This is a genomic window from Pantoea sp. PA1, from assembly GCF_056856975.1.
The window spans coordinates 105,188-125,729 of sequence record NZ_JBXGEE010000005.1; the positions used below are offsets into that span (position 1 = coordinate 105,188).

Genomic DNA, 20,542 nt, shown 5'->3' on the forward strand with positions numbered 1-20,542 from the left:
GCGCACTCTGATTCAGAAAGAGAGAGGGCCAGCCTGCACTGGCCCTGTCGGGCAGATTACTTCACCTGCTGCTGGAAGCGACGCAGCAGTTCGTTGCCGCGTTTGACCGCGTTATCCAGCGCGCTTTGCGGCGACTGTTTACCGGTCCAGACGCTCTCCAGCTCTTCGTCAATCACGGCACGGATCTGCGGCATATTGCCCAGACGTATGCCTTTGGTGAACGGCAGCGGCGGTTTGTTCATCATCTGACGGGTGGCGATATCTGCACCCGGATTTTTGTCGTAGAAGCCCTGCTGTTTCGTCAGCTCATAGGCGGCAGTGGTAATCGGCAGGTAGCCAGTTTTCTGGTGCCATTCCGCCGCGATTTCCGGTTTCGCGAGGAACTGCATGAACTCCGCGACGCCTTTATACGTTGCTGCATCTTTGCCTTTCATCACCCACAGACTGGCTCCGCCAATCAGGGCGTTCTGCGGCGCACCTTTTACGGTGTCGTCATACGGCATCATGCCGACGCCGAAGTTGAATTTTGCGTAGTGACGGATATCGGCCAGCGAACCGGAGGAGGCGGTAGTGATGCCGCAGTCGCCGTTGTAGAACTTCGCCGTCGGCTCATCTTTGCGGCCAAAGTAGGTGAAGTCCCCTTTTTTGTTCATCGCTTCCAGCATTTCGATGTGACGCACCTGCACCGGTTTGTTGAACTCCAGCACCGCATCCAGGCCGTCAAAGCCGTTATTTTCCGTGGCGACGGGCAGCGCATGCCAGGCGCTGAAGTTTTCGATCTGAATCCAGCCCTGCCAGCCGCTGGCGTAGCCGCAGCTCATGCCCGACTTACGCAGCGCGGCGGCATCCGTGGCCAGCTCCTGCCAGGTTTTCGGGGGCTGATCGGGATTCAGACCCGCTTTCTTAAAGGCATCTTTGTTGTAGTAGAGCACCGGGGTGGAGCTGTTGAACGGCTGAGAGATCAGCTGGCCTTTGCTGTTGCTGTAGTAGCCCGCGACCGTTGGCACGAACTGCTTTTCATCAAAGGGGATACCGGCATCTTTGAAGACCTGATGCACCGGCACAATCGCCTGTGAAGCCATCATGGTGGCCGTGCCCACTTCATAAACCTGCAGCACCGCAGGCGCTTTGCCGCTGCGCACTGCCGCGATCCCGGCCGCCAGGCTCTGCTCGTAGTTACCTTTGTAGGTCGGAACGATTTTGTAATCGGGATGGGTCTGGTTAAAGCGCTGAGCCAGCGAATCGACTTCTTTGCCTAACTCGCCTTCCATGGAGTGCCAGAAAGGGATCTCGGTGGCGGCGATGGCATGGCCGCTGAGGGTCAGACCGAGCAGCGCGCTCATCAGGCTACGGCGAAAGGTAACGACGGACATAGAATTTTCCTGTGCAGGTAAATACGCGTGAAATCACGGATTTCTGGTTCGCGGAGTAACATGACACGGGAAAATGACGGATTAATAACAGGCAGATGACAGGCGGGTGACAGGCTTTATTGAGGAAAAGAGGACGCTGGCAGCGCGGCGGCAAAACGCCCATGCTGCCAGTTTTTAGTTACATAAATCCAGAGCGATTAGACGCTGAAAAGGCCTGACTGCGACTTTCACTTCACTGAAGCTGAAGGCCGTAGTCGGCACATTCCGCATCACTTTCAAAGGCCGTCGGCGGCGCAGGCAGGTTGCGGGCGGACAGCGCGCAGCCACCGGAGCGTACACGTAGTACGTGAGGATGGCGAGCACTGCCCAACCGGAACCTGGCAAGCCAGCCAGGCCGTGCCCCATCAGGCACCCAGGTACGCGCTGCGGACGGCTTCGTTGGAGAGTAATGCTGCACCAGTGTCTTCCAGCACCACATGCCCGTTCTCCAGCACATAGCCCCGGTCCGCCAGCTTCAGCGCCTGATTGGCATTCTGCTCCACCAGGAAGATGGTCATCCCCTCGCTGCGCAGCTGCTCAATGGTGTCGAAAATCTGCTGAATAATGATCGGTGCCAGTCCCAGCGACGGCTCATCCAGCAGCAGCAGGCGCGGCTGGCTCATCAGCGCACGGCCAATGGCCAGCATCTGCTGCTCACCGCCGGACATGGTGCCGGCGCGCTGGATTTTACGCTCCGCCAGACGCGGGAAGAGTTCATACACGCGCTTGATCCGCGACAGGTAGTCCGGACGGCTGGCAAAAAAGCCGCCCATCGCCAGATTCTCCTCCACCGTCATGCGCGAAAAGACCCGCCGCCCCTCTGGCACGATGGCAATCGCTTCACGCATGATGCGCGCCGTCTGCCAGTCGGTGATGGTTTTGCCATCAAAGGTAATGGTGCCCTGGGTCGCGCGCGGTTCGCCGCACAGCGTGCCGAGCAGCGTGGTTTTCCCGGCGCCGTTGGCACCAATCAGGGTGACGATTTCGCCCTGATTGATGTAAAGACTGACGTTGTGCAGCGCCTGAATTTTGCCGTAATGCGCACTGACGTTCTCAATGGTTAACATCGCATTTGCCATCTCAGGCCTCTCCTAAATAGGCGCGAATGACATCCGGGTTATTACGAATCTCTTCCGGCGTTCCGTTAGCCAGCGGCGTTCCCTGATTGACCACGTAAATGCGGTCAGAGATGCCCATTACCAGCTTCATATCATGTTCAATCAGCAGCACCGAAACCTTGTGTTCGCCACGCAGTTCCGCAATCAGCGCATCCAGCTCGTGGGTCTCTTTGGGGTTGAGGCCCGCAGCCGGCTCATCCAGCATCAGGATCTCCGGGCGCGTCACCATGCAGCGCGCGATCTCCAGCCGGCGCTGCTGACCATAGGCCAGATTGCCCGCCTGACGGTTAGCCAGGTCGAGTAAGCCGACCCGCTCCAGCCAGGTCGCCGCGCGATCCAGCGCTTCGCTCTCACTGCGGCGAAACGCGGGCGTTTTCAGCAGGCCGGAAAACAGGCCGCTCTTCAGGTGCTGATGCTGTGCCACCAGCAGGTTCTCAATCACCGTCATCTCACGGAACAGGCGTACGTGCTGGAAGGTTCGCACAATGCCCATGCGCGCAATCTTCTGACCCGGCAGGCCTTCCAGATGCTGGTCACGCAATGTGATGCTGCCGCCGGTTGGCTTGTAAAAGCCGGTCAGGCAGTTGAACACCGTGGTTTTCCCGGCACCGTTAGGGCCAATCAGCGAAACGATCTCCTGCGGACGCAGCTCCAGCGCCACATTGTTTACGGCTAACAGACCGCCGAAGCGCATCATCAGGCCTTCAACGGCTAATAAAGGCTGACTCATGCCTCTTCTCCTTGTTTACCGGTTCTGAGCTTCAGATGCGGACGCTTCATCGGCAGCAGGCCCTGCGGACGCCAGATCATCATCAGCACCATCAGGCCACCCAGCACCAGCATGCTGTACTCATTGAGATCGCGCATCAGCTCGCGGGAAACCACCAGCAGAATGGCAGCCAGAATCACCGCGAACTGCGATCCCATGCCACCCAGTACCACAATCGCCAGCACAAAGGCGGACTCGACAAAGGTAAAGGATTCCGGGCTGACAAAGCCCTGGCGCGCCGCGAACAGGCTGCCGGCGAATCCGGCAAAGGCGGCACTGATAGTAAAGGCGGTCAGCTTGATGCGGGTCGGGCTGAGTCCCAGAGAGCGACAGGCGATCTCATCTTCACGCAGGGCTTCCCAGGCGCGGCCCAGCGGCATCCGCAGCAGCCGGTTGATCACGAACAGCGTCACCACCACCAGCAGCAGCGCCACCAGATAGAGGAAGATGATACGGTCGCTGGGGTCGTACTTCAGGCCAAAGAAGTTGTGGAAGGTATCCCAGCCGCCTTCGCGCGGGGTACGCCCGAACTCCAGGCCAAACAGAGTCGGTTTAGGGATCTGGCTGATGCCGTTAGGTCCGCCGGTCAGCGCAGTATTGTTCAGCAGCAGGATACGCACAATCTCACCGAAGCCCAGCGTCACAATGGCCAGATAATCGCCGCGCAGTCGCAGCACCGGGAAGCCCAGCAGCAGACCAAACAGCGCAGCCACGATGCCGGAGAGCGGCAGACACTGCCAGAAGCCAAGGCCGTAGTAGTGGTTCAGCAGCGCAAAGGTGTAGGCACCGATGGCGTAGAAGCCACCGTAGCCCAGCACCAGCAGGCCCGACAGGCCCACCACCACATTCAAGCCCAGGCCGAGCATCACGTAGATCAGCGTCATCGTGGCGATATCCACGGTGCCGCGTGACACCAGGAAAGGCCAGGCGACTGCGGCGATAATCAGCACCGCCATCACCAGCTTCTGCTTCGGCGTTGAGCCATCAAAGCCCGGCAACACCAGCGACGGACCGGAGACTTTCTTCAGGCTGCTCTGCCAGACCGGACGCAGCAGCTGGAACAGAAACACCACCGCACAGCCTGCGGCGATCCAGTTCCAGCGCACGCTGCCCGCGTTCTGCACCACCAGATTTGTGCCATCCAGCGTCAGGCGCAGTCCCATAAAGAAGGTGGCCAGCACCAGCAGCATTACCGAGGCGATCAGGGCGTTGATAAACGAGGTCTTCATACTTTCTCAACCTCCGGACGACCCAGAATCCCGGTCGGCATCACCAGCAGCACCACAATCAGCAGGGCAAACGAAACCACATCTTTATATTCCGTGCTGAGATAGGCTGACGTCAGCGCTTCAGCGATACCCAGCACCAGTCCGCCAATCATCGCGCCCGGAATACTGCCGATCCCGCCCAGCACGGCGGCGGTAAACGCTTTCATCCCTGCCATAAAGCCGATGAAGGGGTTGATCGAGCCGTAGAACTGGCCCAGCAGCACGCCTGCTACCGCGGCCATCGCGGCCCCGATCACGAAGGTCAGCGAGATCACGCGGTCGGTGTTAATGCCCAGCAGGCTGGCCATTTTCAGATCTTCAGCGCAGGCGCGACAGGCGCGGCCCATGCGGGAGTAGCGGATAAAGGTGGTCAGCGCCAGCATCGCCAGGAAGGTCACCACCCAGATAACAATCTGCATGGTTGAGATGGTGGCGGCAAACCCGTTGCTCTCCCCCACCGTCCACTGTCCGGTGATCAGGCTCGGCAGCGCCAGGTCGCGTGAGCCCTGAGTCAGGCTGACGTAGTTTTGCAGGAAGATCGACATCCCGATGGCGGAGATGAGCGCAATCAGGCGCTTAGAGGAACGTACGGGCCGGTAGGCCACGCGTTCAATGCTCCAGCCGTAAGCGCTGGAGATAATGACTGCCATCACAAAGCCAGCCGCAATCATCAGCCAGGTGGTGTCGATGCCCATCATCATCAGGGCGGCAATCACGATAAAGGAGACATAGCTACCGATCATGTACACCTCGCCGTGGGCGAAGTTGATCATGCCGATAATGCCGTAAACCATGGTGTAACCGATGGCGATCAGCGCGTAGGTGCTCCCGAGGGTGACACCGTTAAACATCTGCTGAATGAAATAGAGGAACTGCTCGGACATACCTTAACCCTTACTTATCCGATCGCAGGCGATCGGGGTACAAAAAACGCCTGGCAGCGGTGTGCCAGGCGTTCGTGTCGCCGGTCAGTGGAGACCGCTTAGCTGGCCTCCGGCTCACCAGAAAACCGCCTGGTTTACTTCACTGCGGTCGAGGTACCATCGGCATGCCATTTGAAGATGCCGAATTCAAAGCCCTTGAGATCGCCCTTTTCATCCCAGTTCAGGTTGCCCATGACGGTTGGCACCGCAGCCCCTTCTTTGAGGTTCTTCACGATAGCGTCCGGCTCTTCGCTCTTGCTACGTTCCATGCCGGTGGTCAGCGATTGCAGCGCGGCATAGGTGGTCCAGACGAACGGACCGGTCGGATCAAGTTTCTTCGCCTTCAGCGCGTCAACGATCGGTTTGTTGGTTTCAACCTGATCGTAGCGTTTCGGCAGCGTGACCAGCATGCCCTCAGACGCCGCACCGGCAATGTTCGACAGGGAGGCGTTGCCCACCCCTTCTGGTCCCATAAACTGCGTTTTCAGACCGGCCGCCCGCGCCTGACGCAGGATCTGGCCCATCTCCGGGTAGTAGCCGCCGAAATAGACGAAATCGACGTTCTCTTTCTTAAAGCGCGCCACCAGCGTAGAGAAATCTTTGTCGCCTGCGGTGATCCCTTCAAACATGACGATGTTCGCGCCCTGCTTTTTCAGGCTCTCCTGTACGGAACGCGCCAGGCCTTCACCATATTGCTGTTTGTCGTGCACCACGGCGATACGCTGCGGCTTCAGCTCGCTCATAATGTATTTGGCTGCGGTCGGCCCCTGGTCAGAGTCCAGACCGGTGGTGCGCATGATCAGTTTATAGCCGCGGGAAGTCAGGTCAGGTGCGGTCGCCGCCGGGGTAATCATCAGCACGCCTTCATCTTCATAGATGTCAGACGCAGGCTGGGTCGAAGAGGAGCAGAGATGGCCGATAACATAACGGATACCGTCGTTAATCACCTTGTTCGCGACCGCAACGGCCTGTTTCGGGTCACAGGCGTCATCATATTTCACCGCAACCAGTTTGTTGCCGTTAACGCCGCCTTTGGCGTTGATATCTTCAATCGCCTGAGTAGCGCCCGCGAACTGCATGTCGCCGTACTGCGCCACCGGACCTGACATTGCGCCAACAATCGCCACTTTAATATCTTCAGCCAGCGCCGCATGGCTCATCGCCAGTGCTACACATCCCGCCAGTAATGCGCGACCTTTCATTTTCATCCTGACTACCCCATCTGTTTTGTCGTGTATGTTGTGAGTGCGTGCATTGCCAGATAAAGTCGAAAACTGATTGATCATGAAGGAGTTAGCGTACTTTTCTGGCATTTTTTAGTAATAAGGCTTTATTTTTCAGGTTATTAAACAGGATGTTTCTTCTGTAAATCAACTGACATATTCAGAATTGACTGAGTGAAACAGCATAATACACTGGAGGCAATGGCCGGTTTTTCACCACTTTGCCAGCGCATTATGCTGGGTTGATCGCAGGCTTAACCTGTTTACACCTATTATCCTGGCACCCAGGCCATCTTTTGACCTGTTTTATTGATGAAAATGTGGTGGCGCTCTGGTTGTATACTTTCGCTGCACTTTCCCCTTTTTTAGAGGTTTTTGTTATGAAGCTGACTATCCAGCGTTTAACCACGCTGACGCCGCAGGACCACATCGATCTGGGCAAGGTCTGGCCCGATCTGAACATTCAGGAACTGGAACAGCGGCTGGATGAGCGCCATCGTCTCTATGCGGCGCGCTTTAACGATCGGCTGCTGGCGGGGTTACAGCTGGAAATCTCCGGTACGCACGGCAAGATCCACCGGCTGGCGGTGCGTGACGTGACGCGGCGACGCGGTGTGGGCCACTACCTGCTGGAAGAGACGATTGCGCAGAACGGATCGATAGCGGACTGGTGGATTGCCGATGATGGCAGTGACGATCAGCAGGTGCGGGCGGCGTTTATGCAGGCGTGCGGCTTCCGGGCGCAGAGTGACGGCTGGATACGGGCAACAGATGACGCAGAGGGGATGGCGGAAGAGGTGTGACAGTCCGGGGTGACAGAAAGCAACAGGGGCGACATGCTGTCGCCCCTGTGGGTATTACGCTTCGATCGCCATACGCAGTTTTTTCATGGCGTTCTTCTCCAGCTGCCGGACTCGTTCGGCTGAAACGCCATACTGATCGGCCAGCTCCTGCAGCGTGGTTTTGTTGTCTTCGTCCAGCCAGCGGGCGCGGATGATGTGCTGACTGCGCTCATCCAGGCCTTCCATCGCATAGCTCAGCTTGTCAGCGGCGTGTGCGTCCCAGTTATCCTCTTCAATGCCATCAGCAAAGTCAGAGGTCTTATCCTGGAGATAGAGCACCGGGGCCATGGAGCGGCCTTCACTGCTCTCATCGTCGGCAGACATATCAAAGGTCATATCCTGGGCAGCCATACGCGATTCCATTTCACGTACGTCTTTGCTGCTTACGCCCAGCTCACGCGCAACCATCTCAACTTCGTCCTGATTGAACCAGCCCAGACGCTGCTTGGTTTTACGCAGGTTAAAGAACAGCTTACGCTGTGCTTTGGTGGTCGCGACTTTCACGATACGCCAGTTACGCAGCACGTACTCGTGAATCTCGGCTTTAATCCAGTGCACGGCGAATGAAACCAGGCGCACGCCAACTTCCGGGTTGAAGCGGCGCACCGCTTTCATCAGGCCGATATTACCTTCCTGAACCAGGTCAGCCTGTGGCAAGCCGTAACCGGAGTAATTACGAGCGATATGAACTACAAAGCGTAGGTGTGACAGGATCAGCGTCTTAGCTGCATCCAGATCGCCCTGGTAATGCAGCCGTTCAGCTAACGCTTTTTCCTCTTCTGCCGACAGCATCGGCCAGGTGTTGGCAGCCCGGACGTAAGAATCCAGGGTACCCGGAGAAGCAATAGCTAAAGTTTGCATTTCTTTGGTCATTCAAACCCTCACAAATTCAATGGAATTGCCGCACATTTCCCTGCGCAGACGATACATTAAGTCAACGTCGCGCGAAATCCGAAAGCAATCTGTGCTACTTAGAGTGTGAAAGTTATCCACAAGTTCAATTATAGCAGTGAATATTTTACACACAGATGACAGGAAGGGAAGAGGGGGAAAGGTCCTCTGCATACACTGTCGGTAGCAGAGGACCATTATAACAAAAAAATGTTGCAGGCGTTTACTGCGGCGTAAATCGGCGTAAATGTTGTACCGTGGCCAGCCAGGCCGCCACCCAGCCGATGATCGCCGCAATCAGCAGCAGCAGCAGCGCTTCATCCCAGGAGAAGCCTTCCAGCGAGAAGGTGGTGCCGAAGACGGTCGCCACGCTGGCAACCACCGACTGCAGGCGCAGCACCAGCACTTCCGACAGCAGCAGCGACAGCACCGCTCCGCTGAAGCCCAGCAGCGCCCCGCCATAGAGGAAAGGCCGCAGGATGAAGCCATCCGTCGCGCCGATCAGCTTCTGAACGTTAATGGTGTCACGCCGGGCGAAGATGCTGAGCCGGACGCTGTTGCCGATCACCAGGAACACCGCCACGATCATCAGTACGCCAATCATTGACGCGATCTGCCCCACCAGCCCGGTCAGCGCGGCCAGTCGTGCAAACCAGCTGTCATCCATCCGGACTTCATCCACGCCCTGCACTTTCGTCACGCGGTCGCGCAGGCTTTGCATGGTGTCGGAGTTCTGGAAATTGAGCTTCGGCGTAATGATCGCGACGGCGGGCAGCGGATTCTGCTCCAGCATATCCATCGCGCCGCCAAAGCCTGACCAGTTACGGAACTCGTTCAGCGCCTCTTCGCGCGTCAGGTAGTTGACGTTATCCACCCCTTCCACCTGCTTGAGCTGCGCCACCACATTTTCGGCCGCGCTGTCATCCAGGGTCTTGGAGAGATAGACGGTTAACTGCGGTGCCGGATACCACTGGGTCGCCGCCTGGCTGACGTTTTTCCACACCATGTAGCAGACGCTGGGCAGGGTCAGGGAGATGGCGATCACCATCACCGTCAGCAGCGTAGCCAGCGGCTGACGCCACATATCAGAGAGGGTGCCGCGCAGCGCATAGCGCCACTGCTCCTGCCAGCCACCTTTCAGCGCTTTACTCTTCGACGGCTGCTTTGCTTTCGGTGCCGCCGGACGTTTAATGCGTTTATTGACCATCGTGGCCTCCGTGCAGGCGTCCCTGATTCAGCGTCATCATCCGGTAGTTGCGTCGGGCGATCAGGCCGCTGTCATGCGTTGCCATCAGGACGGTGACGCCAACGCGGTTAAACTCTTCGAACAGGCGCAGAATATCTTCTGACAGCGCGTCGTCGAGGTTACCGGTCGGTTCATCCGCCAGCAGCACCGACGGTTTGTTCACTACCGCACGGGCGATGCCGACACGCTGCTGTTCACCACCAGAAAGCTGAATCGGATAACTTTTCGCTTTGTCGAGCAGACCCACTTTATCCAGCGCGGCCGACACGCGACGACGGATATCTTCGCCACTGGCGCCCGAGATAATCAGCGGGATCGCCACGTTGTCATAGACCGAGCGATCCATCAGCAGGTGGTGGTCCTGGAAGATCATGCCGATCTGACGACGCAGAAACGGCACTTCACTGTTCCGCAGACGGGAAATGTCATGGCCACTGAACCAGATTTTTCCGGCACTCGGGCGCTCAATGCCACAAATCAGCTTCAGCAGGGTACTCTTACCGGCACCGGAGTGGCCGGTGAGAAACGCCATTTCGCCGGGGCGCAGATGGAAATCTACCCCCTGCAGCGCCTGACGTCCGCCGAGATATGCCTTACTGACCTCTTCAAAGCGAATCATCCTAATTAGTCCTCTCGGGCAAACAGTGCCTCAATAAAATCGTCCGCCTTAAACGGTCGTAAATCTTCAATGCCTTCACCGACACCAATGTAGCGAATCGGAATACCGAACTGATCGGCCACCGAGAAGATCACGCCGCCTTTAGCGGTGCCATCCAGTTTGGTGAGCGCAATACCGGTCAGGCCGACCGCTTCGTTAAACAGCCGGGCCTGGCTGACTGCATTCTGTCCGGTGCTGGCGTCCAGCGTCAGCATCACTTCGTGAGGCGCGGACTCATCCAGCTTTTTCATCACGCGGGTGATTTTTTTCAGCTCTTCCATCAGGTGCGATTTGTTCTGCAGACGCCCGGCGGTGTCGGCAATCAGCACATCCACGCCACGCGATTTCGCCGCCTGAATCGCATCGAAGATCACCGAGGCGGAATCTGCGCCGGTGTGCTGGGCAATCACCGGAATGTTGTTGCGCTGGCCCCACACCTGCAGCTGCTCAACCGCTGCCGCACGGAAGGTATCGCCCGCCGCTAACATCACGGATTTGCCTTCGGCCTGATACTGGCGCGCCAGCTTACCGATGGTGGTGGTTTTCCCCACGCCATTGACGCCCACCATCAGGATCACAAACGGTGTTTTGCCTGAAACGTCCAGCGGCGCGTCGACTTTGGCGAGAATCGACGCCATCTCCGCCTTCAGCAGGCCATAGAGCGCTTCCGCGTCGCGCAGCTGCTTGCGGTTTGCCTGCTGGGTCAGATGCGTAATGATGCGGCGCGTGGTATCCACACCCACATCCGCAATCAGCAGCTGCTCTTCCAGCTCATCAAACAGATCGTCATCAATCTTTTTGCCCCGGAACAGGCTGATAAAACCGGAACCGAGGTTCTGACGGGTTTTCACCAGGCTGCGTTTCAGGCGGGCAAAGAAGCCCTCTTTGGCGGGACGCTCCTGCTCCTGGGCGATGAATGGCGCAGCAGCCAGCGGCAGATCGCTGACGGTATCAGAGGCGCTCTCGTCCGCCGGTTCCTCAGCGATCACCTCCGCGTCGGCCAGCGCCAGCGCGGTCAGCTCATCCTCGCTCAGCGGCGCGTCGGCCTCGCCGGGCAGGGTTTCCGTATCCGCATCGTCCTCTGCCCGTGCGGCAGAATCCTGCTTGCTGTACAGGGCATCCGCGTCGCTGTGCGGCGTGTCGATAATCTCTGCGTCACCCAGCGCCAGCGCGGTCAGCTCCGCTTCGCTCAGCGGAGCCACGGCGTCATCCGGTGTCGTTTCAACGACGGCGGCATCGCCCAGTGCCAGCGCCGTCAGCTCCTCGTCACTTAACGGTGCGTCTGAGGAGACGGCATCCTCAACCGGCATGACCACGGCGTCGGCGTCAATGACCGGCGCGTCGTCATGTTCAGGTGCAGCAGATTCAGTGATAGCGTCAGATTCGGTAACGACAGATCCAGCGTCATCCAGCGCCGCCGGTGCCGCTTCAGATGGCGCGGCCGCGGTTACGTCCGCCTCATGCTGCTCGCTGGCTACCGTTTCGGTAATGGCAACCGTCTCTTCCGCCTGTGCTTCTGCCTGACTTAAAGCCGGGGCTTCCTGTTCTGGCTGCTGCTGAGCGGGTTCTGCGACCTGTTGTGTCTGCTCTTCCGCTGCAGGTTGTTTCTCTTCCTCTTTGCCAAATCCCAGCCAGGAAAAAAAGCCACGTTTTTTCTCTTTTGCCATTGTGTGACTACACTCCTCGATGGCTTTGTCCCGGTCGCGCAGGGTTTCCAGGGGTAAATCAATGAAAGTTGGTCATCGCCAGACCGGCGTAAACCGCAGAATAATGCATGACTTCAGCAACTCAGTAGTCTAACACTTTCCAGCCAGCTCACCACAGCACCCTTTTTTAACGTTTCTTCTCACCGATTCGCCCGTTAAACTACGCAACAAATTATGACGAGTTGTGAGCAAGATGAATAAAAACCCCCGCAGTACAGGCGGAACCGGGCAGATCCGCATCATTGGCGGCCAGTGGCGCGGACGTAAATTGCCGGTGCCGGACAGTGCCGGACTGCGCCCCACCACCGACCGGGTGCGAGAGACGCTGTTTAACTGGCTGGCCCCGGTGCTGCCCGAGGCGCGCTGCCTCGACTGCTTTGCCGGAAGCGGCGCATTAGGCCTGGAAGCGCTGTCACGCTATGCTGGATCGGCGACCCTGCTGGAGCTGGAACGTCCGGTGGCGCAGCAGCTGACAAAAAATCTGCAGACCCTGCGCGCCAGCAACGGCACCGTCATCCAGACCAATACGCTAAACTGGCTGGCGCAGCCGGGCGAACCCTTCGATGTGGTGTTTATCGACCCGCCGTTTCGTCAGGGATTGCTGGCCCAGACGCTGCAGTTGCTGGAGCAGAATCACTGGCTGGCCGATCAGGCGCTGATTTATGTCGAGAGCGAAGTGGAAAATGGCGCACCGCCGGTGCCGCCAGCGTGGGATCTTTATCGCGAGAAAATAGCCGGACAGGTGGCTTATCGTTTGTATCAACGTCAACAGGAGACGCAGGATGTTACTTAATTTGGGGCGTCTGTTGATGCTTTGCGTGTGGGGATTTTTACTGGCTAACGTGGTGCATCCCTACCCGAAACCGCTGACTTACTTTATCAACGTGGCGCTGTTCTTCATGATCATGATGCACGGTCTGCAGCTGGTATTGCTGCGCGCCACGCAGACTAAAGACGCGCCGCCTATCGATCGCGTCACCCAGATCAAAGTCTTTCTGTTCGGGGTTTTCGAGCTGGTCGCCTGGCAGAAGAAACATTTCCCGCGCAAAAAATAGTGCCGGGCGGGCGTCACGCCCGCCAGTTACTGCACGGGCGTGAAGCTGATAAAGCGCGTGCCCTGCATCTTCAGTTCGCCCTTCGCCCCTTTATCCAGCTGATGGTACTCCGCCTCTTTAATCTGCACCTTAATATCGCTGGCCCCGTTCAGCGGATGAAACAGGGCTTCATACCGCATCTCTTCGCCGGCGATCACTTCCCGCTGCCGTGAACGGCGATTGGGTGCCGGAAATTCCCGTTTGGTTCTGACTTCAGCCTGCAACGCCCGCACCGGTGACGCGTCATTGACCGCGCCTTCACGGCGTTGCTTGATGAACTGACGCGTGGCCAGCACGGCGATAACCGCCAGGACGATAATAAAAATCAGCGGGGGTTTACTCATGGTGAATCTGTGCCTGAGGAGAAGATGAAACAGGGAGCAAAGGATACAACCAGAGTTGCCTGATTGTCACATCTCTGAGGCGTAACCTAAACTGGAAGGGATATTTTGGGATCTTTCATCATTCTGAATAAAAAAGGGAGAAACAATGCTCTGGTCTTTCCTCGCTGTCCTTTTCTCCGGCTGGCTCTATGTCGATGCCACCTATCGCGGCCCGCAGTGGCAACGCTGGCTGTTTAAACCGGTCACCCTGCTGCTGCTGGTGGGTCTGGCCTGGCAGGCACCGGTGCTGCAGACCACGGACTACCTGATTCTGGCGGGGCTGATCGCAACCCTGATCGGTGATGCGTTAACGCTGCTGCCGCGTCAGCAGATGCTCTACGCCGTAGGGGCCTTTTTCCTGTCGCATCTGCTCTATACGCTCTGCTTCGCCGCCAGCATGACCATGACCTTCTTCTGGCCGATCCCGCTGACGCTGCTGATCATCGGTGTCGCCCTGATTGGCGTGCTGTGGAGCCGACTGGAGGATCTGCGCTGGCCCGTCTGCACCTTCATCGGCATGACCCTGGTCATGACCTGGATCGCCACCGAGCAGTACTTCTTCCGTCCGACGGATTACAGCTTCTCCATCATGGTGGGTTCAGCGCTGCTGCTGCTGGCAAACATCATCTGGTTTGTCTCTCACTACCGTCGTCGCTTCACCGCCGACAGCGCCATCGTCGCCGCCTGCTATTTTGCCGGTCACTTTATGATCGTGCGCTCCTTGTGGGTGGTGTGATAAAAGCGGCTTGACTCTGGAGTCCACTCCAGAGTGTAGGATAAGGGATGAGCTGCATGGCTCATCCCGCTCTTCTTACGCTCCGGAGGTCATATGCACCAACATCACGCCTGTGGCTGCGGCAAACCCCGTGCCAGTCACGCTGCAGCAAAACCGCTGTGCCAGGTTCGCCAGGCCCGTCCCCTCTCCCTTTCTGTTCATGCTGCGACACCCGTAACGGCTGATACGGCAGGCTGCTGCTGTGAAAGCAACAGCAGCCCTGGCACGGAGGCCGACGCCGCAGAGGAAAGCGACCGGCGAGACGCCGGTTACCCCTTTAGCTGGCAGGTCAGCGGGATGGATTGCCCCGGCTGCGCCCGCACCATTGAGACGGCCGTGCGCCAGATAAGCGGCGTCACCGACGCCCGCGTCCTGTTCAGCAGTGAGAAGCTTGTCGTCAGCGCCAGCCAGGATGTCCGGAACGCTGTCGAACAGGCGGTCAGAAAAGCCGGATTTGAGCTGACGGCCTCATCAGCCTCCTCAGTCACTCCCGCCGCCCGTCCGGGCTGGCAGCAAAACCGGATGCTGCTTTTACTGGCGCTGCTGGTGCTGCTCAGCAGCGTTCTCGGCCAGTTCGCGCCCGCCTGGGGGGATCGGCTGTTTGTGCTGACCACGCTCATCGGGCTGGCCCCGGTAGCCCGCGGCGCCTGGCAGCGCCTGCGCAGCGGTTCGCCGTTTACCATCGAAACATTAATGACGCTGGCGTCGGCGGGCGCGCTGATCATTGGCGCCCACGCCGAAGCGGCGATGGTGCTGCTGCTGTTTCAGCTGGGTGAACAGCTGGAAGGCTATGCCGCCGCCAGAGCGCGCAGTGGGGTGACCCGCCTGATGGCGTTACGGCCTGAATCGGCGATCCGCCTGCAACAGGGTCAGCGCACGGAAGTTCCCCTCGCGGCGCTGCGCCCCGGCGATCGGATTGAAGTGGCGGCGGGCAGCCGACTGCCGGTCGACGGCCGGTTAATCAGCCCGCTCGCCAGCTTCGATGAGAGCGCGCTGACCGGTGAGTCACTGCCGGTCACGCGAGCCAGCGGCGAAACGATTCCCGCCGGTGCCACCAGCGTGGATCGTCAGGTGGAGCTGGAAGTGGTGTCGGAACCGGGTGAAAGCGCTATTGACCGTATCCTGCAGCTGATTGAAGAGGCGGAGACACACCGTGCCCCGGTCGAGCGCTTTATCGACCAGTTCAGTCGTCTCTACACGCCGCTGGTGATGCTGCTGTCGCTGCTGGTGATGGTGGGGCCGCCCCTGCTCGGCGCAGGCGACTGGCAGCCGTGGATCTACAAGGGCCTGACCCTGCTGCTGATCGGCTGTCCCTGTGCGCTGGTGATCTCCACCCCCGCGGCCATTACCTCCGGGCTGGCGGCGGCGGCACGGCAGGGTGCACTGATCAAAGGCGGCGCGGCGCTGGAGCGGCTGAGTTCGCTGCGCAAAGTCGCGTTTGATAAAACCGGCACCCTGACGCCGGGCAAACCGCAGCTGACACAGATCCTGCGGTTTGGCGCGGCCAGTGAAGCGGAGATGCTGGCGCTGAGCGCCGCAGCCGAACAGGGGGCGACCCATCCGCTGGCCAGCGCCATTGTGGCGGCCGCCCAGGCGCGTCATCTGCCGATGCCGGATGCACGGGATCAGCAGGTTCTGGCCGGACGCGGCATCCGGGCCCGTGTAGCAGAGCAGCAGATTGAACTGCTGACGCCCGCTCATGCGCCAGGGCTGACCGCACAGCAGCGCAGGCAGATTGCGCAGCAGGAGGAGGAAGGTAACACCCTGGTGGTGCTGATGCGCGACGGTGAGGCGCTGGGTGCGCTGGCATTGCGCGATCGGCTGCGCAGCGATGCAGTGGCGGCCATTCAGGGGCTGAACCGGCTCGGCATTGAGAGTCTGATGCTGACCGGCGATAACCCGCGCGCCGCCGCGACGCTCGCCCGCGAGCTGGGGATCGATTATCGCGCCAGCCTGCTGCCCGCCGATAAAGTGGCCGCTATCCGTGAGCTGAGTCAGCAGCAGCCGCTGGCGATGGTCGGGGATGGCATCAATGATGCACCGGCAATGAAAGCAGCAACGCTGGGCATTGCCATGGGCAGCGGCACCGATGTGGCACTGGAAGCGGCCGATGCAGCGCTGACGCGGAATCAGCTCACGCAGCTGGCCCCGATGATTGCGCTGGCGCGCCGGACACGCCGCATTATCCGTCAGAATATCGGCATTGCGCTGGGGCTGAAGGCGATTTTTCTGGTCACGACCCTGCTGGGGCTGACCGGACTCTGGCTGGCGGTGCTGGCGGATTCCGGTGCGACCGCGCTGGTAACGGCCAACGCGCTGCGCCTGCTGCGCCACCGCGACTGAGCGCGCGGCGCCGGCCAGGGGCGGGGGATAACAGCGGCCGGTGCGGCTGGGGTTATCCCGCCATCCCTTTGCGGATCAGAAACTGATAGGGCAGCGTCTCCGTCTGCTGCGCCAGCAGACCATGTTCCATAAAGCGGCAAAAGCCGGGAATATCGCGGGTTGTGGCGGGATCGTCGGCAATGATCAGTAAGGTCTCACCCTCCTGCAGGCCACGTACGGTTTTGCGCACCATCATCACCGGCTCCGGGCAACGCAGGCCGCGGGCATCCAGCTGATGGTCGGCAGAGGAAAAAAGATCGCTCATATTCAACTCGCTTCAGGTCAGGGGCGCTCATTCTAGCGCGTGCTGACCGTGACGCAAGGCGATAACGATTGCGCTAAAATTAACCATTGCATAAAAAGCACAACGCGGTAATATGCCGCCGCTTTTTGCTCATAAAACTGCCTGGCACCGCCCGAACGGTGTCCCGCAATGGGTTCCCTCACCCCAACATTAAAAAGGTTGACTATGCTCGCATTTTCTTCGCGTCAGCGCATGCATGCGCTTTTCTGGTTGTCGCTTTTTCACCTGCTGGTGATCACATCGAGCAACTACCTGGTTCAGCTGCCTGTTTCTGTCTTTGGCTTCCACACCACGTGGGGCGCGTTCAGCTTCCCGTTTATCTTCCTGGCGACCGATCTCACCGTGCGTATTTTTGGCGCACCGCTGGCCCGTCGTATTATCCTGGCGGTGATGATCCCGGCGCTGTTTATCTCTTACGGCGTTTCGTCGCTGTTTTATCAGGGAGAGTGGCAGGGCTGGCAGGCACTGAAAGAGATCAACCTGTTCGTGGCCCGCATCGCCTGCGCCAGCTTTATGGCCTATGCGCTGGGTCAGATCCTCGACGTTCACGTCTTCAACCGGCTGCGCCGCCTGCCGCAGTGGTGGGTCGCACCGGGCTGCGCCATGTTCCTGGGGAATATCAGCGATACGCTGGCCTTCTTCTTTATCGCCTTCTATAAAAGTCCCGATGCGTTTATGGCGCAGCACTGGGTGGAGATTGCGCTGGTGGATTACAGCTTCAAGGTGCTGATCTGCATGGTCTTCTTCCTGCCCGCTTACGGCGTGCTGCTTAACGCCGCGCTGAAACGTCTGGCTGAACGCCAGACTGCCCGCCAGGTAAATTTCGGCTAATCCGCCATACATTTTTCCGCCATTACCCGCTAAGATCTTCTGACAATCATCAGGTTGCGTTTGCAGCCTGATTCCTGTTGTACTGATGCCTGACCGGAAATTTAAAAAGGGATTCTGATGCGTAACCTGGTGAAATATGTAGGAATGGGCTTACTGGTTCTGGGCTTAGCAGCCTGCGATCAGAAGAAAGATGACGCGGCGAATGACAACGGCGTCAGCGCCAGTCAGTCGGCGCAAACCGTGACGCTGATGGATGGCAAACTGAGCTTCTCACTGCCGCCAGGCATGTCAGACAAAAGCGGCAAACTGGGTTCGCAGACAACCAATATGCATGTCTATGCGGATGAAACCGGAGCCCGCGCCATCATCGTGATTGCCGGTGAGCCGACCAGCGAAGCGCTGGATGTGCTGTCGCAGCGTATGGAGCAGCAGCAGCGCAACCGCGACCCGCAGCTGCAGGTGGTGTCGAACAAAGCGGTAACGCTGAAAGATCAGCCTGCTCAGCAGCTGGATACGGTGATCTCTGCCAACAACCAGACCTCCTGGTCTTCGGTGGTGCTGGCGAAGGTCGACGGCAAGCTGGTGACGCTGCAGATTACGCTGCCAGGCGATAATCAGCAGCAGGCGCAGAGCGATGCTGACAACATCGTGAAGAGCATCTCGCTGAAATAAGCCGATCGCTGGCCTCTCTGCATTGCAGGGAGGCCAGCATTCTCAGAGCTGTTTATAACCCCGCATTCTCACGAATATATTTTCGCGCTTTGACCGCATATTCAAACGGATTGGCCAGTGCCGGGTCCTGCTCCGCTTCCACGACCATCCAGCCCTGATAGCCATACTCATCCAGAATTTTAAACACCGGCTTAAAGTCGATGACGCCATCGCCCGGAACGGTGAAGGTGCCCTTTTTCACCCCCTCCAGGAAGGAGAGATGATTCTCGCGAACCGCCGCGACCACCTCATCACGTACATCCTTGAGATGAACATGGAAGATGCGCGGCAGATAGTTCTCCAGCACCGCCAGCATCTGCTGCTGTGACCCCTCGGAGTAGTAGATGTGGCCGGTGTCATAGAGCAATCCGACCCGATCGTCAGTCATGGCCATAAAGCGGTCAATCTCTTCGGTGGTCTGAATGCCGGTGCCCATATGGTGATGCAGCGTGACGCGCATCCCCTTCTCTGCCGCGAGGCGTGCCAGTTCGTTGTAGCCGTCGGCCGTTAACTGCCACTCCTCATCACTGAAAATGGGTTTCTGCTCAAACACCGCCAGCGGGGTGCCCTGAATACTTTTGCTCTGCTCAGAGCAGCCAATCACCCGCGCGCCCATTGCATGGAGAAAGTTCATGTGATTGATGAACTCATCGATGGTTTTTGCTTTATCGCCGTTGGCGAAGAAGGTACTGAACCAGGCGTTGCAGATTTCGATGCCGCGGATATCGAGCATCGGTTTCAGGATCGCCGGATCGCGCGGGTATTTGCTGCCCACTTCGCTGCCGGTAAAGCCCGCCAGCGCCATCTCACTGACGGTCTGCTGAAAGGTGTTTTCATGGCCGAGATCCGGCATGTCATCGTTGGTCCAGCCAATCGGCGCGATCGCCAGTTTTACATTTTCTTTGTTCATCATCTTATTCCCGGACGGAGCGCGGCGAGGCCGCATACAGGGCTGAATCAGCGATAGAAATCAGGACGTGGCGGCATCTCTACCGGCTCAATCGCCCCGCTGTTCTGCGCTTTGATGCAGGCATCGGCGGCTACCGAGGCGGCAAAACCATCCCAGGCCGAAGGACCGGTCAGCTGGCCCGCTCTGATGTCATTAATAAACGCCTGCAGCTCCACGTCATACGCCTCGATAAAACGATCTTTCCAGTCGACCAGGATCGTGTTCGACAGGCGCGCCTCTTTGCGCAGCTGCACAGAGGAGGGTTCGGGCAGACGCGCAATGCCCTCCTCCCCCACCACTTCACACTGGATGTCATAGCCGTAGGCGCAGTTCACAAAAATCTCGACGTCGATGCGCACCCCTTTCCGGGTTTCGAACAGAACAATCTGTGGATCTTTCAGCTGCCCATGCGTCTTCGATGTGACGCGCGGGAAGACCACCTGCACCGTTTTGTAGTCATCATTTGTCAGCCAGCGCAGCACATCCAGCTCATGGATCAGGGTGTTGGTGATCGCCATCGGCGTGGTGTAGTTCTCCGGCACCGTCGGGTTGCGGTGCGCGCAGTGCAGCATCAGCGGCTCACCAATATCGCCATCGGTGATCACTTTTTTCAGCGCGCGGTAGCCTGCATCGTAAGGCCGCATAAAGCCGACCTGCACCAGCCGTTTTCCCGCCTTCATCTCCGCCTCCACCACCCGGCGGCAGCCTTCGGCACTCATCGCCAGTGGTTTCTCGCAGAACACCGGCTTTCCGGCGGCAATCGCCGCCAGGGTGAACTCTTCATGGGTGGGGTCCCATGAGGTGACCAGCACCGCCTCGACATCCGGTGACTGAATCACGTCGTGACCGTTCTGGAAAACCTCCGCTTCAATGTTCAGGCGCTGCAGGGCGGCACGCGCACCCTCGACATTAATGTCAGAGACCGCCACCACCTGTGCCCCCTGCAGCACATGGCTGCAGCGACGAATATGTTCCTGACCGATTGCACCTGTACCGATGACGCCAAGTTTCAAAGTCATAATTACACCTGTGTAGGGTTCGTACGGAGAAGAGGAAA

At 58.7% G+C, this 20,542-nt stretch carries 21 protein-coding genes; 7 read left to right on the forward strand and 14 right to left on the reverse strand.

Features of this window, described 5'->3' with window-relative positions:
• Positions 1-56: 56 nt before the first annotated feature.
• The 6 genes from ugpB to AC1V0D_RS18095 form a co-directional block, all read right to left on the reverse strand.
• Positions 57-1,373: a sn-glycerol-3-phosphate ABC transporter substrate-binding protein UgpB gene (ugpB, locus tag AC1V0D_RS18070; RefSeq protein ID WP_482907844.1), complete on the reverse strand. Its 1,317-nt coding sequence runs from the start codon at positions 1,371-1,373 to the stop codon at positions 57-59.
• A gap of 404 nt (positions 1,374-1,777) precedes the next feature.
• Positions 1,778-2,491, reverse strand: a complete 714-nt coding sequence (gene livF, locus AC1V0D_RS18075; RefSeq protein WP_033736083.1) for a high-affinity branched-chain amino acid ABC transporter ATP-binding protein LivF — start codon at positions 2,489-2,491, stop codon at positions 1,778-1,780.
• 1 nt (position 2,492) lies between these two features.
• Positions 2,493-3,260: a high-affinity branched-chain amino acid ABC transporter ATP-binding protein LivG gene (gene livG / locus AC1V0D_RS18080; RefSeq protein WP_009087785.1), complete on the reverse strand. Its 768-nt coding sequence runs from the start codon at positions 3,258-3,260 to the stop codon at positions 2,493-2,495.
• Positions 3,257-4,528 carry a high-affinity branched-chain amino acid ABC transporter permease LivM gene (locus AC1V0D_RS18085; protein ID WP_009087787.1) on the reverse strand — a complete coding sequence of 424 codons (1,272 nt, stop codon included), beginning with the start codon at positions 4,526-4,528 and terminating at the stop codon, positions 3,257-3,259. Before AC1V0D_RS18085 ends, livG begins: the two co-directional genes overlap by 4 nt.
• Positions 4,525-5,451: a high-affinity branched-chain amino acid ABC transporter permease LivH gene (livH, locus tag AC1V0D_RS18090; protein ID WP_009087789.1), complete on the reverse strand. Its 927-nt coding sequence runs from the start codon at positions 5,449-5,451 to the stop codon at positions 4,525-4,527. Before livH ends, AC1V0D_RS18085 begins: the two co-directional genes overlap by 4 nt.
• 134 nt (positions 5,452-5,585) lie before the next feature.
• Positions 5,586-6,698 carry a branched-chain amino acid ABC transporter substrate-binding protein gene (locus AC1V0D_RS18095; protein ID WP_009087791.1) on the reverse strand — a complete coding sequence of 371 codons (1,113 nt, stop codon included), beginning with the start codon at positions 6,696-6,698 and terminating at the stop codon, positions 5,586-5,588.
• A 395-nt stretch (positions 6,699-7,093) separates the two neighbouring features.
• On the opposite strand from AC1V0D_RS18095, the gene panM reads away from it, so the two are divergent.
• Entirely contained in the window at positions 7,094-7,516 is a 423-nt protein-coding gene (panM, locus tag AC1V0D_RS18100; RefSeq protein ID WP_167429066.1) for an aspartate 1-decarboxylase autocleavage activator PanM, read from the forward strand.
• 54 nt (positions 7,517-7,570) lie between these two features.
• Here panM and rpoH read toward each other — a convergent pair whose 3' ends face one another.
• The 4 genes from rpoH to ftsY all read right to left on the reverse strand — a co-directional run bounded on the left by rpoH (position 7,571) and on the right by ftsY (position 12,017).
• The gene (rpoH, locus tag AC1V0D_RS18105; RefSeq protein WP_009087795.1) at positions 7,571-8,428 is read right to left on the reverse strand and encodes an RNA polymerase sigma factor RpoH; all 858 of its coding nucleotides are present in this window, start codon (positions 8,426-8,428) and stop codon (positions 7,571-7,573) included.
• Between the two features lie 241 nt (positions 8,429-8,669).
• Positions 8,670-9,653: a permease-like cell division protein FtsX gene (gene ftsX / locus AC1V0D_RS18110; protein ID WP_009087796.1), complete on the reverse strand. Its 984-nt coding sequence runs from the start codon at positions 9,651-9,653 to the stop codon at positions 8,670-8,672.
• On the reverse strand, positions 9,643-10,311 hold the full coding sequence (ftsE, locus tag AC1V0D_RS18115; RefSeq protein WP_009087798.1) for a cell division ATP-binding protein FtsE: 669 nt from the start codon (positions 10,309-10,311) through the stop codon (positions 9,643-9,645). The genes ftsX and ftsE overlap by 11 nt, the downstream gene beginning before the upstream one ends.
• Before the next feature lie 5 nt (positions 10,312-10,316).
• Entirely contained in the window at positions 10,317-12,017 is a 1,701-nt protein-coding gene (gene ftsY, locus AC1V0D_RS18120; protein WP_482907845.1) for a signal recognition particle-docking protein FtsY, read from the reverse strand.
• A 232-nt stretch (positions 12,018-12,249) separates the two neighbouring features.
• Between ftsY and rsmD the strand changes: the two genes are divergently transcribed.
• Both rsmD and AC1V0D_RS18130 read left to right on the forward strand, forming a co-directional pair.
• Entirely contained in the window at positions 12,250-12,849 is a 600-nt protein-coding gene (rsmD, locus tag AC1V0D_RS18125; protein ID WP_009087801.1) for a 16S rRNA (guanine(966)-N(2))-methyltransferase, read from the forward strand.
• A complete protein-coding gene (locus tag AC1V0D_RS18130) occupies positions 12,839-13,111 on the forward strand; it encodes a DUF1145 family protein (RefSeq protein ID WP_009087803.1) in 273 nt (90 codons plus the stop codon). The genes rsmD and AC1V0D_RS18130 overlap by 11 nt, the downstream gene beginning before the upstream one ends.
• Positions 13,112-13,137: 26 nt before the next feature.
• Here the strand turns inward: AC1V0D_RS18130 and AC1V0D_RS18135 are convergent, their stop codons facing one another.
• A complete protein-coding gene (locus AC1V0D_RS18135; protein WP_058956962.1) occupies positions 13,138-13,494 on the reverse strand; it encodes a DUF2500 domain-containing protein in 357 nt (118 codons plus the stop codon).
• 145 nt (positions 13,495-13,639) lie between these two features.
• On the opposite strand from AC1V0D_RS18135, the gene AC1V0D_RS18140 reads away from it, so the two are divergent.
• Positions 13,640-14,269: a lysoplasmalogenase gene (locus AC1V0D_RS18140; RefSeq protein ID WP_009087807.1), complete on the forward strand. Its 630-nt coding sequence runs from the start codon at positions 13,640-13,642 to the stop codon at positions 14,267-14,269.
• Between the two features lie 93 nt (positions 14,270-14,362).
• Positions 14,363-16,651, forward strand: coding sequence for a zinc/cadmium/mercury/lead-transporting ATPase (locus tag AC1V0D_RS18145; protein ID WP_482907846.1), 2,289 nt, complete (start codon positions 14,363-14,365; stop codon positions 16,649-16,651).
• A gap of 52 nt (positions 16,652-16,703) precedes the next feature.
• Here the strand turns inward: AC1V0D_RS18145 and tusA are convergent, their stop codons facing one another.
• Positions 16,704-16,955: a sulfurtransferase TusA gene (tusA, locus tag AC1V0D_RS18150; RefSeq protein WP_009087811.1), complete on the reverse strand. Its 252-nt coding sequence runs from the start codon at positions 16,953-16,955 to the stop codon at positions 16,704-16,706.
• Between the two features lie 204 nt (positions 16,956-17,159).
• Between tusA and AC1V0D_RS18155 the strand changes: the two genes are divergently transcribed.
• Positions 17,160-17,825: a 7-cyano-7-deazaguanine/7-aminomethyl-7-deazaguanine transporter gene (locus AC1V0D_RS18155; protein WP_046100753.1), complete on the forward strand. Its 666-nt coding sequence runs from the start codon at positions 17,160-17,162 to the stop codon at positions 17,823-17,825.
• Positions 17,826-17,942: 117 nt separating this feature from the next.
• Entirely contained in the window at positions 17,943-18,497 is a 555-nt protein-coding gene (locus AC1V0D_RS18160; RefSeq protein ID WP_009087815.1) for a DcrB family lipoprotein, read from the forward strand.
• A 52-nt stretch (positions 18,498-18,549) separates the two neighbouring features.
• Here AC1V0D_RS18160 and iolE read toward each other — a convergent pair whose 3' ends face one another.
• Complete coding sequence (gene iolE / locus AC1V0D_RS18165) at positions 18,550-19,446, reverse strand: myo-inosose-2 dehydratase (protein WP_009087817.1); 897 nt, start codon at positions 19,444-19,446, stop codon at positions 18,550-18,552.
• A gap of 47 nt (positions 19,447-19,493) precedes the next feature.
• Entirely contained in the window at positions 19,494-20,504 is a 1,011-nt protein-coding gene (gene iolG, locus AC1V0D_RS18170; RefSeq protein ID WP_009087818.1) for a bifunctional inositol 2-dehydrogenase/D-chiro-inositol 1-dehydrogenase, read from the reverse strand.
• Positions 20,505-20,542 lie beyond the last annotated feature (38 nt).

What these genes read in the sequence shown, in the direction of transcription:
- ugpB (WP_482907844.1), bottom strand. Translation starts at nt 1,373, where the DNA reads ATGTCCGTCGTTACCTTTCGCCGTAGCCTGATGAGCGCGCTGCTCGGT.
- livF (WP_033736083.1), bottom strand. Translation starts at nt 2,491, where the DNA reads ATGGCAAATGCGATGTTAACCATTGAGAACGTCAGTGCGCATTACGGC.
- livG (WP_009087785.1), bottom strand. Translation starts at nt 3,260, where the DNA reads ATGAGTCAGCCTTTATTAGCCGTTGAAGGCCTGATGATGCGCTTCGGC.
- AC1V0D_RS18085 (WP_009087787.1), bottom strand. Translation starts at nt 4,528, where the DNA reads ATGAAGACCTCGTTTATCAACGCCCTGATCGCCTCGGTAATGCTGCTG.
- livH (WP_009087789.1), bottom strand. Translation starts at nt 5,451, where the DNA reads ATGTCCGAGCAGTTCCTCTATTTCATTCAGCAGATGTTTAACGGTGTC.
- AC1V0D_RS18095 (WP_009087791.1), bottom strand. Translation starts at nt 6,698, where the DNA reads ATGAAAATGAAAGGTCGCGCATTACTGGCGGGATGTGTAGCACTGGCG.
- panM (WP_167429066.1), top strand. Translation starts at nt 7,094, where the DNA reads ATGAAGCTGACTATCCAGCGTTTAACCACGCTGACGCCGCAGGACCAC.
- rpoH (WP_009087795.1), bottom strand. Translation starts at nt 8,428, where the DNA reads ATGACCAAAGAAATGCAAACTTTAGCTATTGCTTCTCCGGGTACCCTG.
- ftsX (WP_009087796.1), bottom strand. Translation starts at nt 9,653, where the DNA reads ATGGTCAATAAACGCATTAAACGTCCGGCGGCACCGAAAGCAAAGCAG.
- ftsE (WP_009087798.1), bottom strand. Translation starts at nt 10,311, where the DNA reads ATGATTCGCTTTGAAGAGGTCAGTAAGGCATATCTCGGCGGACGTCAG.
- ftsY (WP_482907845.1), bottom strand. Translation starts at nt 12,017, where the DNA reads ATGGCAAAAGAGAAAAAACGTGGCTTTTTTTCCTGGCTGGGATTTGGC.
- rsmD (WP_009087801.1), top strand. Translation starts at nt 12,250, where the DNA reads ATGAATAAAAACCCCCGCAGTACAGGCGGAACCGGGCAGATCCGCATC.
- AC1V0D_RS18130 (WP_009087803.1), top strand. Translation starts at nt 12,839, where the DNA reads ATGTTACTTAATTTGGGGCGTCTGTTGATGCTTTGCGTGTGGGGATTT.
- AC1V0D_RS18135 (WP_058956962.1), bottom strand. Translation starts at nt 13,494, where the DNA reads ATGAGTAAACCCCCGCTGATTTTTATTATCGTCCTGGCGGTTATCGCC.
- AC1V0D_RS18140 (WP_009087807.1), top strand. Translation starts at nt 13,640, where the DNA reads ATGCTCTGGTCTTTCCTCGCTGTCCTTTTCTCCGGCTGGCTCTATGTC.
- AC1V0D_RS18145 (WP_482907846.1), top strand. Translation starts at nt 14,363, where the DNA reads ATGCACCAACATCACGCCTGTGGCTGCGGCAAACCCCGTGCCAGTCAC.
- tusA (WP_009087811.1), bottom strand. Translation starts at nt 16,955, where the DNA reads ATGAGCGATCTTTTTTCCTCTGCCGACCATCAGCTGGATGCCCGCGGC.
- AC1V0D_RS18155 (WP_046100753.1), top strand. Translation starts at nt 17,160, where the DNA reads ATGCTCGCATTTTCTTCGCGTCAGCGCATGCATGCGCTTTTCTGGTTG.
- AC1V0D_RS18160 (WP_009087815.1), top strand. Translation starts at nt 17,943, where the DNA reads ATGCGTAACCTGGTGAAATATGTAGGAATGGGCTTACTGGTTCTGGGC.
- iolE (WP_009087817.1), bottom strand. Translation starts at nt 19,446, where the DNA reads ATGAACAAAGAAAATGTAAAACTGGCGATCGCGCCGATTGGCTGGACC.
- iolG (WP_009087818.1), bottom strand. Translation starts at nt 20,504, where the DNA reads ATGACTTTGAAACTTGGCGTCATCGGTACAGGTGCAATCGGTCAGGAA.